This is a genomic window from Cupriavidus plantarum, from assembly GCF_905397285.1.
Lineage (GTDB): Bacteria > Pseudomonadota > Gammaproteobacteria > Burkholderiales > Burkholderiaceae > Cupriavidus > Cupriavidus plantarum.
The window spans coordinates 18,920-34,039 of record NZ_CAJPUX010000007.1 but is presented as its reverse complement, the minus strand read 5'-3'; the positions used below and the strand labels follow the sequence as shown (position 1 = coordinate 34,039).

11 protein-coding genes are annotated in these 15,120 nt (G+C 66.3%); 5 read left to right on the top strand and 6 right to left on the bottom strand.

The features are described 5' to 3' along the window. Nucleotides 1-32 precede the first annotated feature (32 nt). Nucleotides 33-1,028, bottom strand: a complete 996-nt coding sequence (locus KHP16_RS24230; RefSeq protein ID WP_211961335.1) for an RluA family pseudouridine synthase — start codon at nt 1,026-1,028, stop codon at nt 33-35. A gap of 824 nt (nt 1,029-1,852) precedes the next feature. Between KHP16_RS24230 and KHP16_RS24225 the strand changes: the two genes are divergently transcribed. The 5 genes from KHP16_RS24225 to KHP16_RS24205 all read left to right on the top strand — a co-directional run bounded on the left by KHP16_RS24225 (nt 1,853) and on the right by KHP16_RS24205 (nt 9,002). Next, entirely contained in the window at nt 1,853-5,188 is a 3,336-nt protein-coding gene (locus KHP16_RS24225) for an Rne/Rng family ribonuclease (protein ID WP_211961306.1), read from the top strand. A 242-nt stretch (nt 5,189-5,430) separates the two neighbouring features. Continuing rightward, entirely contained in the window at nt 5,431-6,555 is a 1,125-nt protein-coding gene (gene moaA, locus KHP16_RS24220; RefSeq protein ID WP_109580547.1) for a GTP 3',8-cyclase MoaA, read from the top strand. Nucleotides 6,556-6,581: 26 nt separating this feature from the next. Further along, nucleotides 6,582-7,193: a molybdenum cofactor guanylyltransferase MobA gene (gene mobA / locus KHP16_RS24215; RefSeq protein WP_179593292.1), complete on the top strand. Its 612-nt coding sequence runs from the start codon at nt 6,582-6,584 to the stop codon at nt 7,191-7,193. Nucleotides 7,194-7,201: 8 nt separating this feature from the next. Further along, a complete protein-coding gene (gene moeA / locus KHP16_RS24210) occupies nt 7,202-8,518 on the top strand; it encodes a molybdopterin molybdotransferase MoeA (RefSeq protein ID WP_211961305.1) in 1,317 nt (438 codons plus the stop codon). A 208-nt stretch (nt 8,519-8,726) separates the two neighbouring features. Further along, the gene (locus KHP16_RS24205; RefSeq protein ID WP_109580544.1) at nt 8,727-9,002 is read left to right on the top strand and encodes a hypothetical protein; all 276 of its coding nucleotides are present in this window, start codon (nt 8,727-8,729) and stop codon (nt 9,000-9,002) included. A 4-nt stretch (nt 9,003-9,006) separates the two neighbouring features. Here the strand turns inward: KHP16_RS24205 and KHP16_RS24200 are convergent, their stop codons facing one another. The 5 genes from KHP16_RS24200 to pncB form a co-directional block, all read right to left on the bottom strand. After that, a complete protein-coding gene (locus KHP16_RS24200; RefSeq protein WP_211961304.1) occupies nt 9,007-10,479 on the bottom strand; it encodes a DNA recombination protein RmuC in 1,473 nt (490 codons plus the stop codon). Between the two features lie 34 nt (nt 10,480-10,513). Continuing rightward, nucleotides 10,514-11,509: a 2-hydroxyacid dehydrogenase gene (locus tag KHP16_RS24195; protein WP_211961303.1), complete on the bottom strand. Its 996-nt coding sequence runs from the start codon at nt 11,507-11,509 to the stop codon at nt 10,514-10,516. A 5-nt stretch (nt 11,510-11,514) separates the two neighbouring features. Next, nucleotides 11,515-12,906 (bottom strand): sodium:proton antiporter, encoded by a 1,392-nt coding sequence (locus KHP16_RS24190; protein WP_244836010.1) that lies wholly within the window; start codon nt 12,904-12,906, stop codon nt 11,515-11,517. 187 nt (nt 12,907-13,093) lie between these two features. Beyond that, nucleotides 13,094-13,780 (bottom strand): LutC/YkgG family protein, encoded by a 687-nt coding sequence (locus KHP16_RS24185; RefSeq protein ID WP_109580540.1) that lies wholly within the window; start codon nt 13,778-13,780, stop codon nt 13,094-13,096. A 110-nt stretch (nt 13,781-13,890) separates the two neighbouring features. Further along, nucleotides 13,891-15,066 carry a nicotinate phosphoribosyltransferase gene (gene pncB / locus KHP16_RS24180; protein ID WP_109580539.1) on the bottom strand — a complete coding sequence of 392 codons (1,176 nt, stop codon included), beginning with the start codon at nt 15,064-15,066 and terminating at the stop codon, nt 13,891-13,893. Between the last annotated feature and the right edge of the window lie 54 nt (nt 15,067-15,120).

The window sequence follows — 15,120 nt, the reverse complement described above, 5'->3', positions numbered from 1 at the left end:
TCCTTGTAGGGAGACTTTTCGGCGCGGCACCGTCAGGCCGCCGCGCCCGGCTCCCGCAATTGTTGCAGAAATTCGACACACTCCGGCGGCAGCGGCGCGGAGACGGTGAGCGCCTCGCCCGTTGCCGGATGCACCAGCGTGAGACGGTGCGCATGCAGGAACATCCGCTTGATGCCGGGCCGCGCCCCGCTGCGGGCAAGCGCCTTGTTGAGCGCGAAGTCACCGTACTTGTCGTCGCCGACGATCGGAAAGCCCGAGTGGGACAAATGCACGCGAATCTGGTGGGTGCGCCCGGTCTTGAGCTCCGCTTCCAGCAGGGTGTAGCCGGGGAAGGCCTCCACGCGGTTGAAGATCGTGTGCGAGGTGAGTCCGTCTTCCTGCACGCGCACGCGGCGCTCGCCGTCGGCGGTCGTGTATTTGAACAGGGGCAGCTTCACATGCTGGCGCTGATTGAGGAATGCCCCCGCCACGCACGCAAAATACCGCTTGTCCATGCCATCTCCACGCATCTGATCGTGAAGATGCACGAGGGCCGAGCGTTTCTTGGCCAGCACGAGCACACCCGATGTCTCGCGGTCGAGCCGATGCACGAGTTCGAGGAACCTGGCATCGGGCCGCGCGCGCCGCAACTGTTCGATCACACCGAAGGCCACGCCGGAGCCCCCGTGCACGGCGACGCCGGCGGGCTTGTTGACGACCAGCAGGTGCGCATCCTCGAACAGGATCGGGAATTCGCTCGGCGGCGCTTCCGCCGTGGTCGCGCGTTCGGCCACGCGCATCGGCGGAATTCGGACAATATCGCCGAGCTTCAGGCGATAGGTAGCATCTATCCGACCCTTGTTCACCCGGACTTCGCCGGAACGCAGCACCCGGTAGATATGGCTCTTCGGGACCCCGCGCGCAACCTTCAACAGAAAGTTATCGATACGCTGCCCTTCGCCGCTTTCGTCGATCGTGACGTACGCCACCTGGAGCGCGTTCGACGTGGAACGGGCCTCCTTTTCAATTTGATGGCGTAACTCATTCATTTTCAATATAATTTCCCCGCTGTTGCCGGCGAGACGCCAGCAACGCAAAAGCCTGTGTGACTTTGCGTAATTCCGCATTTTACACTTCGGGTTGCCGCCAGCCCGGCCCGTCCCGCGCAAACACGCATATATTCGCGCGCGCCGATGGGTGAATGACGGCATCAGCAGCACGCACGCGCCACGCCGGCGCGCAGGAAGCCGCCCACAGGCGACTTCGGCGAAGACGGCGGGCTCGTGGGAACAGAGCTATCAGGTAGATCAGAATTTGGATGCGGATGCCCGGTGGCATCCGCAAATGGTGAGAGAAGACCGCCTGCACCGGGAATCCGGTGCCGGCCGGCAGGTCGAACTGCCACCTGACTTGTCACGCCGGCGTCGCGCCGGCATGACGCACGGCGCCTAGTCGCAGAACTCCAAGAAGCAGCCAGCGCGCCCAGAAGGAGAAGTCAGGTTGGCGAGTGTTCGCCTGCCGCGTCCGAAAAACTTGCTCTTTGACGCGTCTGGGCCGCCCGGCCAGCCGCGGCGCGAGGCACGCATGCCGAAGGCTTGCCGTGCTGGCCGCGCCGCCGCTGGCATCCGGGAGTTCGCCGGAGCCGCTGCACGAGGAGCAGGACTTTTTTGGTGCCCCTCCCTGCCAGCGGACGACTGCCTCGACGTCATCGCCTCTTCCCTCACCCGTGCCCTTGCCGGTGCGCATGTCTTTCGCGCCGGTGCCCTGGCAATTCTCCCACCCTGCTCTCTTTCCTCGCGTGCTCCATGGATCGTCGCGCGCACGGCCACCTTTTGGCTTTCGGCTCCGCGCGACACTGGAGTGAGGTATTGCGATGAAACGCATGCTGTTCAATGCGACGCAACAAGAGGAATTGCGCGTCGCGATCGTCGATGGTCAGAAGCTGATCGACATCGACATCGAAACTGCCGGGCGCGAACAGCGCAAAGGCAATATTTACAAGGGCGTGATCACGCGCATCGAGCCGTCGCTCGAAGCGTGCTTCGTGAACTACGGCGAAGAGCGCCACGGCTTCCTGCCGTTCAAGGAAGTCGCCCGCGCCTACTTCAAGGAAGGCGTGGACGTGCGCAACGCGCGCATCCAGGACGCGCTGCACGAAGGCCAGGAACTGATCGTCCAGGTGGAAAAGGAAGAGCGCGGCAACAAGGGCGCCGCCCTGACCACGTTCATCTCGCTGGCCGGCCGTTACCTCGTGCTGATGCCCAACAACCCGCGTGGCGGCGGCGTGTCGCGCCGCATCGAGGGTGAAGACCGCCAGGAACTGCGCGAAACCATGGCGCAGCTGCAGGTGCCGGACGGCATGAGCATCATCGCCCGGACCGCCGGTATCGGCCGCGCGGCCGAGGAACTGCAGTGGGACCTGAACTACCTGCTGCAGCTGTGGAAGGCCATCGACGGCGCCGCCGGCGACAACAAGGCTCCGCTGCTGATCTATCTGGAATCGAGCCTCGTGATCCGCGCGATCCGCGACTACTTCCAGCCCGATATCGGCGAAATCCTGATCGATACCGACGAGATCTACGAGCAGGCCCGCGCCTTCATGAGCGTGGTGATGCCGGACAACATGAATCGCGTGAAGAAGTACCGCGATGACGTGCCGCTCTTCTCGCGCTTCCAGATCGAACACCAGATCGAGTCGGCGTACTCGCGCATGGTCATGCTGCCGTCGGGCGGCGCGATCGTGATCGACCATACCGAAGCGCTCGTCTCCGTGGACGTGAACTCGGCCCGCGCCACCAAGGGCGCCGACATCGAGGAAACCGCGCTCCGCACGAACCTCGAAGCCGCCGACGAGATTGCGCGCCAGCTGCGTCTGCGCGACCTGGGCGGCCTGATCGTGATCGACTTCATCGACATGGAGTCCGGCAAGGCCCAGAAGGACGTGGAAACGCGCCTGAAGGACGCGCTGCGCCACGACCGCGCGCGCGTGCAGATGGGCAAGATCAGCCGCTTCGGCCTGATGGAACTGTCGCGCCAGCGCCTGCGTCCGTCGCTGTCCGAGGGTTCGCACATCACGTGCCCGCGCTGCAACGGTACCGGCCATATCCGCGATACCGAATCGTCGGCACTGCAGGTGCTCCGCATCATCCAGGAAGAGGCGATGAAGGAGAACACCGCGGCGATCCACTGCCAGGTGCCCGTGGAAGTCGCGGCCTTCCTGCTGAACGAGAAGCGCCAGGAAATCAACCTGATCGAGCTGCGGTTCAAGGTCAACGTGCTGCTGATCCCGAACAAGCACCTCGAAACCCCGCATTACAAGCTCGAGCGCCTGCGTCACGACGATCCGCGCCTCGAGGATTCCACGGCCAGCTACCGCATGGCGGAAGCGGCGGCCAAGGAACTGGAAGCCGATACGAGCTACAGCAGCCGCAAGAAGGAAGACGCGCGTCCGCGTCAGGAAGCGGCGGTCAAGGGCATCACGCCCGACGCGCCGGCGCCCGTCTCGGTGCCCCGCCCCGAGCGCGCGCCGCGTCCGGAGGCCCCGGTGGCACGTCCGGCACCCGCGACGCAACCCGTCGCGGCCGGCGGCTTCATCGGCTGGCTGAAGGGCCTGTTCGGTGCCCGTCCGGCGGCGCCGGCGGCGGAGCCCGTCAAGGCCGAGGCTTCGGCGCAAGCCCGCGGCGAAGGCCGCGAGGGTCGTGAAGGCCGCGAAGGTCGTGGTGAAGGCCGCCGTGAGCGTGGTGAGCGCGGCGAGCGTGGCCAGCGCGGTGAAGGACGCGAAGGCCGCGAGGGCCGTAGCGGCCGTGCCGGCGGCGAAGCACGCGAAGGCCGTGGCGAGCGTGGCCCGCGCGGTGGCGAAGGCCGTGGCCAGCGCACCGAGAAGGAACAGCGTGAACCGCGTGAATCGCGTGAGGGCCGCGAGGCCCGTGCCGATCAGCGTGGCGAACGAGGTGAGCGCGGTGAACGTGGCGAGCGTGGCGAGCGTGGCGAGCGCCCGGCGCGCGCGCCGCGCGATGCGCAGGCCACGCCGGCCGTCGCCCGTCAGGCGGATGCCGCCCCCGGTACCGAAGGCGCGCGCCCCGAAGGCGGCCGTCAGCGCAATCAGGAACGCCGCGAACGCCAGCGTGAACGTCAGCGCGAGCGCAGCGAGTCGCGTGAGGGCGAGACGACCGATGAACTGAACGCCGTGGCGGCCGCGCCGCAAACCGCGTTCGAGGCCATCCAGTCCGCTCCCGCGACGATCGCCCAGACCGCCGACGCCGCTGAAGCCGATGCGCTGGAACGCGCCGATGGCCTGGACGGCGTGGCGACGGAAGGCGGCGAAGGCGAAGAACGCCGCCGCCGCAACCGCCGTGGCCGTAACCGCTACCGCCGCGAACGCGACGAGGCACAAGGCGCCGATGGCGACAACGTCGCCAACCTCGCTGAAGTGTCGGCTGGCGTGACCGAAAGCGAGTCCGAGTTTGCCGAGACGGTGGCGCCGGTGTCCGCGCAACCGGCACTGCAACCGGTGTCTTCGCCGCTCTCGTCGCCGCTCTCGTCGCCGCTCTCGTCGCCGCTCTCGTCGCCAGTATCGCAGCCTGTGGCCACCGCTACCGCGCAATCGGACGTTACGCCCGCGGCGCAGCCCGCCGCCGAACCCGTCACGGCCGTGGCCGTGCAGCCCACGCCGGCTTCGTCCGTCACGCCCGTGACGCCGGAACCCGTATTTGCTCCGGTGACACCGGAAGCCGAGCCGGTTGCCGCAAGCTATTCCGCACCGACAGCCGCACCGACAGCGGCACCGGCAGCAGCACCGGCACCGGCAGCGGCCCAAGCCGCGCCGGTTGCACCGGAAGCCGCGCCCGCCGTCGCGACGGCCGCAGCGCCGGTCGCCGCCCCTGTCCCGGCAGCCGCCGTGGCACCGGAACCGGTGATCCTGTCCGCCGAAGTCACTGCCGTACCGGCACCGCTGGCCGCCCCGGCATCCACCCGCGTCGCCACGGAAACGCTCGAGCCGATGCTGGCCGCCGCAGGCCTGCAGTGGGTCCACACGGACGACAGCAAGCACCGCGCCGCGCAGGAAGCCGCTGCGCGCATCGTGCCGGCGCCGCGCGTGCCGCGCGAGCGCAAGCCGCTGCCGCCGCTGCCCCAGGGTCCGATGATCCTGGTGGAGACCGGCCGTGCCGGTTCGGACCAGCAGCAGCAACAGCAGCAACAACAGCAGTAATCCGCCCGCTGGCGATACCGCGGCCGCACCTTTCGAGGGGCCGCGGATCCCCAGATGAACCGGCAGCGCCGCAAGGCCTGCCGGTTTTTCTTTGTCAGGCAGGATTGTCTTCAGCGCACTGCAACATCTGTACTCCTCGGGCGTCGCCCCAGGTGTACGCCCGTCACGGCGCGGTAGTTTGGCGGTGTCGGCTAGAATGGCACCCATAGCCGCGGCCTGTGTCGCGGCGAATGCCCCCGCCCATGACCGACACCGTCATTCCGATCCTCGACCTGCGCGACCATCGATATCGTTCGATGGTGCCGGCCATTCCCGCCCGCCTCACGCCGCCCACCGGGCTGGTGACGGACACGCGGGGCCGCATGCTGCACGACCTGCGCATCTCGGTGACCGACCGCTGCAACTTCCGCTGCGTCTACTGCATGCCGAAGGAGGTGTTCGACAAGGACTACACGTTCCTGCCGCATTCGGCGCTGCTGAGCTTCGAGGAGATCGAGCGGGCCGCGCGGCTGTTCGTCGCGCATGGCGTGGAGAAAATCCGCCTGACCGGCGGCGAGCCGCTGCTCCGCAAGAACATCGAACGCCTTGTGGAAATGCTCGCGCGCATCGAAACGGTTTCGGGCAAGCCGCTGGATCTGACGCTGACGACCAACGCCTCCCTGCTCGCCCGCAAGGCCCGCGCGCTGCGCGATGCGGGCCTTTCGCGCGTGAGCGTGAGCCTCGACGCGATCGACGATGCGACCTTCCGGCGCATGAACGATGTCGACTTCGCGGTGCGCGACGTGCTCGATGGCATCGAGGCCGCGCAGGCCGTGGGCCTCGCGCCGATCAAGGTCAACATGGTGGTCAAGCGCGGCACGAACGATGCGGAGGTGGTGCCCATGGCGCGCCATTTCCGCAATACGGGCATCATCGTGCGATTCATCGAGTTCATGGACGTCGGTGCGAGCAACCACTGGCAGATGGACGAGGTGCTGCCGTCAAACGAGGTGGTGCGCCGAATCGACGAAGCTTTCCCGCTCGAGATGATTGCCGCCAACTACACCGGCGAGACCGCCGAGCGCTGGCGCTATCGCGACGGCGCGGGCGAGATCGGCGTGATCTCGAGCGTGACGCACGCCTTCTGCGGCGATTGCAGCCGCATTCGCCTGTCCACGGAAGGCAAGCTGTATCAGTGCCTGTTCGCGACCGAAGGCTACGACCTGCGTGCGCTACTGCGCGGCGGCCATAGCGACCTTGAAGTCTCCAACGCGATCGCGCAGGTTTGGCGCGGCCGTACCGACAACTATTCGGAGCAGCGTGGCGACCCCGCCGTGCGGCTCGCGCGCGCCGAACAGAAAATCGAGATGTCATACATCGGCGGATGAGTCAGCATCGGAGCGATGGGCCTCTCATGATCGACCGATCCGATATCACCGGACTGATCCTCGCGGGCGGCCGCGGCAGCCGGATGGGCGGCGTCGACAAGGGCCTGCAGCTGCTGCATGGCACGCCGATGGCGCTCCACACCCTGCGCCGGCTTGCGCCGCAGACCGGCGCCCAAATGATCAACGCGAACCGCCATCTCGATGTGTATGCGTCGTTCGGCGTGCACGTTGTCAGCGATGACGCCATCGGCAATACCGTACCGTTTAACGGTCCGCTGGCCGGCATGCTCGCGGGATTGGCCGCGTGCAAGACCCCGTGGATGGTCGCCTCTCCGTGCGACACGCCCTTCCTGCCCGTCGATCTCGTCGAACGGCTCGTGCAGGCGATCGTCGTCACGCGCGCGGAAATCGCCATGCCGGTGACCGTTTCGCCCGACGGCCGCCGCCAGCCGCAGCCGGCGTTCTGCCTGATGGCGGTGCGCCTGCGCGACAGCCTGCGTGATTATCTGGACCGCGGCGAACGCAAGATCGAGACTTGGGCAGCAAGCCATTCGCGCGTCGATGTGCCGTTCGACGACGACAGCGCTTTCGCCAATATCAACACGCTGGACGAACTGCGCGCGTTCGAGGCGCGCTGACCCGACCCATGCCTTCCCTGCAATCCGTCATCTCCTGCCTGTCCGACTACGATCCTTCCGCGTTGACTGTCGATCAGGTCGCGTCGATCCTCGACAACGTGATCGAGCCGATTCGCGGCATCGAGCAGGTGCCCATCCGCGATGCGCTCGATCGCGTGCTCGCGGAGGACATCGTCTCCCCGATCGACGTCCCCGCGCACGACAATGCGGCCATGGACGGCTATGCGTTCTCCGGCGTCGCGCTGGCCCATGCTGGCGCGGACGGCGTGACACTCGACGTCGCGGGCAAGTCGTTGGCGGGGGATAACACGGGCGTGGCGCCCTCCCTCACGCAGGCGGTACGCATCATGACCGGAGCCGTCATGCCGGCCGGCTGCGATACGGTGATTCCGCAGGAGTTCGTGGAGACCATCGACGGAGGCGACGGTGACGTGGGTCGTGAGAAAAACCCGCGCATTCGCTTCGCCGCCGATGCGGTGCGCGCCGGCGACAACCGCCGCCTGCGCGGCGAGGATCTTGCGCGCGGTCAGGCTGCCCTGCAGAACGGCCGCATCCTGCGTCCCGCCGATATCGGCATGCTCGCCTCGCTCGGTATTCCTGAGGTCAAGGTCAGGCGCCGGCTGCGCGTGGCGTTTTTCTCCACCGGCGACGAACTGCGTTCCATCGGGGAACCGCTCGACCCGGGCTGCGTGTTCGACTCCAACCGATACACGCTGCATGGCATGCTGCGCCGCCTGCATGTGGACCTGATCGACATGGGCGTCGTGCGCGACGATCCCGAAGCGCTGGAGCAGGCGTTCCGCACCGCCTGCGAGAACGCGGACGCGATCATCACGTCGGGCGGCGTCTCCGTGGGGGAAGCCGACTACACCAAGCAGACTATGTCCCGGCTGGGCGAAGTCACGTTTTGGAAGATCGCGATGCGCCCCGGCCGGCCCATGGCGTTCGGCCGTATCACGTCCGATGGCCATGACGCGCTGCTGTTCGGCCTGCCCGGCAATCCGGTCGCCGTGATGGTCACGTTCTACCATTTCGTGCGCGCGGCGCTGCATCGTCAAATGGGCGCCGACGTGCCGCCCCTGCCGCTGTTTCCCGTGCGCAGCGCGGGACCGATCCGCAAGAAGCCGGGCCGCACCGAGTATCAGCGCGGCGTGCTCACGCGCGGCGCGGACGGCGAGTGGGAGGTCCGGCTCACGGGCCAGCAGGGATCCGGGGTCTTGCGGTCGATGAGCGAGGCGAACTGCTTCATCGTGCTAGGCCACGACCAGGGATCCATCGCCGCCGGCGGCAAGGTCCACGTCATGCTGTTCGACGGCCTGATCTGACATGGATCGGTCCCATTGATCACCAAAATCGATGATCGATGACGGCTCAGGAAAATCTGTCGTTTTTGTGCACCATTCGCCCGCCGCGTGACCGCACCAAACCTTGGAATTACGCGTACGCTCCGTTGGCGGGCTATGCGGCCATAAACGCAGTCGCTACACTTGCACCACGAAAATTCGTACATCCTCCTCATCCCATATTGCCGTCATGAACCAGGAGATTGCATACCTCCACCCCGTGAAGACCGCCCGCGCGCTGGTGCTGGTCTATCTGTGCTTCTCGGTGCCGATCGTGGCGATGGGCCTGTTCGTGGCCTTCGTCCGCTATGGCGACCTGCCGGGCATCACCGTCTTCACGGCACTGATCCTTAACGCGCTGATCGGCTTTGGCCTGCTCTGGCTGGGCTGCAAGGCGTACAACTGGGTGGCCGCCCGATTCGGCGGCATCGAAGTCCACGTCCGTGAATTGACGCGGCAGGACTGACCGTTCATTCCGCTGCGCGGCGATCGTGCTCCGCGGCGGCGTCCGCTGACTGGGTTGTGGGTCGTTCCGTGGGTCCTTCCGTGGACCCTGCCGTGGATCCTGTCTTGGATCCTGTCGCGGATCCTATCGACGTCCCTTCCGACGCCCCTAATCCCCCCGCGGCCTCGGGCCGACCGAGCAGTTGTTCCGCCAGATCCCCCGGTAACGCTTCCACATTGCGCAGCTTGCGCTCCATCTGCCGCGTGCGCACTTCCGCCTGCTCGATATTGCGCGCCGCGCGTACGAGCGTATCGCGGGTCTTGGCCAATACCTCGCCAAACTTGCCGAACTCGGTCTTGACGGCGCCCAACACCTCCCATACCTCGCTCGAACGTTTCTCCAGCGCCAGCGTGCGAAAACCCATCTGCAGGCTGTTAAGCAACGCGGTCAGCGTCGTCGGCCCCGCCACGGTCACGCGATAGTTGCGTTGAAGGAGGTCGGTCAGACCGGGCCGCCGCAGGACTTCGGCATAGAGCCCCTCGGTCGGCAGGAACAGAATCGCGAAATCGGTCGTCGCCGGCGGCGAGAGATATTTCTCGGCGATCTTCTGCGCTTCGCCGCGCAGCGCCACCTCGAGCTCGCGCCCCGCCGAGGCCACACCATCGACGTCGCCACGCTCCTGCGCGTCGACGAGGCGCTCGTACTGCTCCTTCGGAAACTTCGCGTCGATCGGCAGCCAGACCGATTCGCCGTACACGTCCTTGCCCGGCAGCCGGATCGCGAACTCCACGCGCGCGCCCGAGTTGCGCACGGTCTCGACATTCTTCGCGAACTGCTCCGACGTAAGCATCTGCTCGAGCAACATCTCGAGCTGTACCTCGCCCCATGTGCCGCGCGTCTTCACGTTCGTCAGCACGCGCTTGAGGTCGCCCACGCCCTGGGCGAGCATCTGCATTTCGCCGAGGCCGCGATGCACCTGCTCGAGACGGTCCGATACGAGCTTGAACGACTCGCCCAGGCGCTGCTCGAGCGTCGCGTGGAGCTTCTCGTCCACCGTGCGACGCATCTCCTCGAGCTTCGTCGCGTTGTTGGACTCGATATCGCGCAGCTTCTGCTCGATGGTCGCGCGCACCTCGATGAGCCTGCGCTCGTTCGACTCCGTCAGCCGGCCGAGCTGCTGCGCGAACGTGTCGATCTGATTGTTCTGCAAGCGCGCGATCTCGGTCAGTTGCGACAATAGCGCCTGCTGCAGGCGCATCATCTGCTGGCCTGCCTCGCCACGGCTCGCGCGCGCGGTTTCGTCGATCTCATGGCGCAGTTCGCGCTCCACGCGCTCGAAGCCACGCGACGCATCGTCGCGCACCTGCCCACGCAGCTCGGCCAGCAGGCGTGCCAGTTCGGCTTCCGGCGATGCGCCGCGCGTGCGCGCGAGCAGGACGACGAGCAATGCCACGCCGATCAGCGCGACGAAGAACGTCAGGATTTGCAGCCAGTCCATACTTTCCTTGATGACGACTCAGACTCGAACGCAATCAGCGGCGACGCGGCATGACGTCGGGATTGATGACCGACGGGGGATGCCCAGCGTTCGGTCCCGCGTCGAGCGCGGCAATCAGATTGTCAGCGGCGAGGGTTGCCATCGCGCGCCGCGTCTTTTCGGATGCGCTCGCGATATGCGGGGTCAGCACGACATTCGGCACGGTCAGCAGATCGGGATGCACGCTCGGCTCGCCTTCGAACACGTCGAGACCGGCCGCGAAGATCTGCCGCGCGCGCAGCGCGTTCGCCAGCGCGGCATCGTTCACGATACCGCCACGTGCGAGGTTGATCAGCGTGGCCGTCGGCTTCATCTTCGCGAGTTCGGCTGCGTCAATTGCATGATGGCTCTCCGGACTGTACGGAAGCACGAGGATCAGATGATCCGCCTGCGCGAGCAGTTCGTCCTTGGTCACGTAACGCGCGTTGAGTTGCTGTTCGGTCTCGGCCGGCAGCCGGCTGCGGTTGTGATAGATCACGGGCATGCCGAAGCCCGACGCGCGGCGCGCAATCGCCTGCCCGATGCGGCCCATGCCAAGGATGCCGAGCGTGGCGCCGAACACGTCCATGCCGACCAGCATGTCGTAGCTCCAGCGCTCCCACTTGCCCGCGCGCAGATAGTGCTCGGACTCCGTCACGCGCCGCGCGGTGGCCATCAGCAACGCCCAGCCGAAATCCGCGGTGGTCTCGGTCAGCACATCGGGCGTGTTCGTCGCCACGACGCCAGCCGCCGTCAGCGCGGGCACGTCCAGGTTGTTGTAGCCCACGGCCATGTTGCACACGGCGCGCAACTGCGGCAGTGCGCACACGAGCGCGCCGTCGATACGGTCCGCCGCATTGGCGAGCACACCCGCCTTGCCGGCCAGCCGCTCGCGCAGCGCGGCCGCGTCGAGCACCGCGTCTTCCTGGTTGCTGTCGACATCGAAATACTGCGCCAGGCGATCGATCACATCGGGAAAGATCGCGCGCGTCACGAGGATGGATGGCTTCATTGCGCTCACACGTGGAAGAAGAGAAACGTCATCACGAAGAAGATTGGCAACAGGATCGCCCCGGACCATGCCATGTAGCCGAAAAAGCTCGGCATGCGCACGCCACGGCTTTCCGCGATTGCCTTCACCATGAGGTTCGGCGCGTTGCCGATATAGGTATTGGCGCCCATGAACACGGCACCTGCCGAAATGGCGGCCAGCGTCGACGCGTCGCGCGTCATCAGCGTGGCCGGGTCACCGCCGGCGGTATTGAAGAACACCAGATACGTCGGCGCATTGTCAAGGAACGACGACAGGATACCCGTCGCCCAGAAGTACATGCTGTCGATCGGCTGCCCCGCGGGATCGCTGACCATGCGGATCACGCCCGCGAACGCCCCGTCCGTGCCCGCGCGCAGCATCGCGATGACTGGGATGATCGTCAGGAAAATGCCCGCGAACAGCTTGCCGACCTCGAGCATCGGTTCCCAGTTGAATTCGTTTCCCGCGCGCGCGGTGCGTGGCGTCACGGCCAGCGAGACCAGCGTGACGGCGATGAGCAGCCCATCGCGCACGGCTGCCTGCAGGGGCACCTCGGTGCCCAGGATGTCGAACACGATGCCGGGCTTCCACAAGCCGCTCATCAGCACGAGCGCGACCACGGCGACCAGCAGGGCGAAGTTCGCCTTGCCCTCGAGACGAATTCCGGCCCGAGGCCCTTCCGAATCGGGGGTGGGATCGCTCGGCAGAAGCTCTTCACGATTGACGTAGTAGTGCCGGTCGATGAAGTAGAACAGCACGAGCAGCACACCCCACAGCAACAGCGTCTCGGGCAGGATGTGCCGCAGCGTCCAGAAGAAATCGACACCCTTCAGGAAGCCCAGGAACAGCGGTGGATCGCCGAGCGGCGTCAGTGCGCCGCCCGCGTTCGCCACGAGGAAGATGAAGAATACGACGACGTGCGCGACGTGGCGCCGGTTGTCGTTCGCGCGCAGCAGCGGACGGATCAGCAGCATGGCCGCGCCCGTCGTGCCCATCACGCTGGCCAGCACCGTGCCGAGTCCGAGCAGGAACGTATTGAGCTTCGGCGAGCCATGCAGATTGCCGCGCACGCAGATGCCGCCCGCGACCACGTAGAGCGCGGTCAGCAGCACGATGAACGGCAGGTACTCCGCGAACAGCGCATGCACGACATTGGCGGCCGCCGCATGCGCGCCGAACGCGAGCGCGAACGGCACGAGGAACAACGCGCCCCACCCCGCCGCGATCTTGCCGTAATGGTGGTGCCACACCGATGGCATCACGAGCGGGCACAGCGCGATGGAGAGCAGGATGCCCGCGAACGGGAGTCCCCACAGCGGCGACAGCGCGGCGCCGTCGACATCTGCTGCATGGGCGAACGACGGCAGGACACTCATGCAAAGGCCGACGGCCAGGACACGGGCAACAGCAAGAGCCAGGGCACGCAAAGAGAAACGGGAGACGGCGACCGTCATCGGCAGGCCTTTCCTGTGACATAAGGAAGGCCCAGTGTAAAGCAAAGCCCTATGAGACTGGTCTGAAAATAGGCATCACAGAACCGCTAAAAATAGCGGTACAAGCGCGCTATGCCTCGTCCACGAGGATCACGTGCACCCGATACGGCCCATGCGCGCCCAGCACGAGCGACTGCTCGATATCGGCCGTGCGCGAGGGCCCGCTGATGACGTTGGTGGCGCGCGGCAACTGCCCGCGCTCCGCGCGCATCAGCACAAACGCGGCCTCGAGATTCGCGACGATGCGCGAGACCGGCACCACGGCGATATGCGTTTCAGGCAGCAGCGCCGCGGACGCATAGGTCTCGGGTCCGGACAACAGCATCAGGGACCCCGTCTCCGCGATCGCGCAGAAACAGCCGGTGAGGCCGACGAGGTCGCCATGCTCGAGATCGCCCCGCGCATCGCGCACGGGCGGCCGTACCTCGACATCGAGGCCATGGGCCGACCATGGCAGCTCGCCGAGCGTTTCCCATGCGATGGCACGCCGCGGCAGGTTCAACCCTTCCAGATAATGCGCGGCGGCGGCCGGCACGTCGGCCAGCGTGGCAACGCGATCCACGGTCGACGCCATCTTCTGCGCCTGCTCCGCGAACACCTGCACGATGTCGTCGCCGAGCGCGGGCTGCGGGCCCTGCGGATGCCGGTCGAGGTAATCGGCGACGGCCTGGCGCTCGCCCGGCCCGACGTTCGGCGAACGACCCTGGGCGGCGCGGATGCGGGCAAGAATTCGGTCGCGAGCGGCGGAAGTGTCCATGAGCGGGCGGATAACGTGAGCAGAATAACGTCAGCGGATGCGGTCGGGCGATTATAGGCCCGCGCAACCGCGCGCAGGCCGCGCTTACGCCCGGGGCGCGATGAATAATCCTAAGCGCCGCGCTGAACCGTGAACACCTGACGGAGGTAGGCGAGATAGCCAGGGTCGTCGCACATCGTCTTCTCGGGCGTGTCCGACAGCTTGGCCACGGGCTGTCCATTGCAGCGCACCATCTTGATCACGATCTGCAGCGGCGTGTAGCCGAGGTCGTTCGTCAGGTTCGTGCCGACGCCAAAGGCGAGGCGGCACCGGCCGCGGAATCGTTCGTAAAGTTCGATTACCTTCGGGATATTCAGGCTGTCGCTGAAGATCAGCGTCTTGCCGCGCGGATCGACGCGATTGTCGACGTAGTGCGCGAGCATGCGTTCGCCCCATTCGAGCGGATCGCCCGAGTCATGGCGCACGCCATCGAACAGCTTGCAGAAATACAGGTCGAAGTCGCGCAGGAACGCGTCGAAGCCGTACGTATCCGACAACGCGATCCCGAGGTCGCCGCGGTACTCGCGCGCCCAGTTCTCGAGCGCGAACACCTGCGAATCGCGCAGCCGCGGGCCGAGCGCCTGGCAGGCCTGCAGATACTCGTGCGCCATCGTGCCGAGCGGCGTCATGTTGTGCAGCCGCGCGAAGTGGACGTTGCTCGTGCCCGCGAGCTGCGGGCCCAGCATCTCTCGCGTGGCGAGCAGCACCTCTTCCTGCCAGTCGCGCGAGAAGCGGCGGCGCGTGCCGTAGTCCGCGATGATGCAGTCCGCGTACGGCGGCGCCTGCAGCAGCGCGAGCTTGGCTTCGAGGCGTCGGCGCCCTTCCGCGAGATCGGCCTCGGGCTGCGTGCGGCGGAAGTAGACCTCGTTGACGATCGCGAGCAGCGGCACCTCGAACAGGATCGTGTGCAGCCACGGGCCGCGAATCGTGATGTCGATCTCCCCGTTCCCGGTCGCCGACGGCGCCACGGTCACGTACTTCTGATTCAGGTGGAACAGCGCGAGGAAGTCGACAAAGTCGCTCTTGATAAAGCGCATCCCGCGCAGGTAGTCGAGTTCCTCTTCCGTGAAGCGCAGCTCGCAAAGTTGCGCGATTTCGTCGCGGATATCGTCCACGTACGGCGTCAGGTCCACCTTGTTGCGGCACTTGAACCGGTACTCGACCTGCGCTTGCGGAAAGTGGTGCAGCACCACCTGCATCATCGTGAACTTGTACAGGTCGGTGTCGAGCAGCGAGCGAATGATCATAACGAACTTTGCGGACCGGGCAGGCCGGGAAGCGGTAGCGGGCCAGCGCCCGCG

Excerpts from the sequence above, each read along its gene's own strand:
- KHP16_RS24205 (WP_109580544.1), top strand. The coding sequence starts at position 8,727 with ATGAACCAGGAGATTGCATACCTCCACCCCGTGAAGACCGCCCGCGCG.
- pncB (WP_109580539.1), bottom strand. The coding sequence starts at position 15,066 with ATGATCATTCGCTCGCTGCTCGACACCGACCTGTACAAGTTCACGATG.
- KHP16_RS24195 (WP_211961303.1), bottom strand. The coding sequence starts at position 11,509 with ATGAAGCCATCCATCCTCGTGACGCGCGCGATCTTTCCCGATGTGATC.
- KHP16_RS24230 (WP_211961335.1), bottom strand. The coding sequence starts at position 1,028 with ATGAATGAGTTACGCCATCAAATTGAAAAGGAGGCCCGTTCCACGTCG.
- KHP16_RS24200 (WP_211961304.1), bottom strand. The coding sequence starts at position 10,479 with ATGGACTGGCTGCAAATCCTGACGTTCTTCGTCGCGCTGATCGGCGTG.
- KHP16_RS24225 (WP_211961306.1), top strand. The coding sequence starts at position 1,853 with ATGAAACGCATGCTGTTCAATGCGACGCAACAAGAGGAATTGCGCGTC.
- moeA (WP_211961305.1), top strand. The coding sequence starts at position 7,202 with ATGCCTTCCCTGCAATCCGTCATCTCCTGCCTGTCCGACTACGATCCT.
- mobA (WP_179593292.1), top strand. The coding sequence starts at position 6,582 with ATGATCGACCGATCCGATATCACCGGACTGATCCTCGCGGGCGGCCGC.
- KHP16_RS24190 (WP_244836010.1), bottom strand. The coding sequence starts at position 12,906 with ATGAGTGTCCTGCCGTCGTTCGCCCATGCAGCAGATGTCGACGGCGCC.
- moaA (WP_109580547.1), top strand. The coding sequence starts at position 5,431 with ATGACCGACACCGTCATTCCGATCCTCGACCTGCGCGACCATCGATAT.
- KHP16_RS24185 (WP_109580540.1), bottom strand. The coding sequence starts at position 13,780 with ATGGACACTTCCGCCGCTCGCGACCGAATTCTTGCCCGCATCCGCGCC.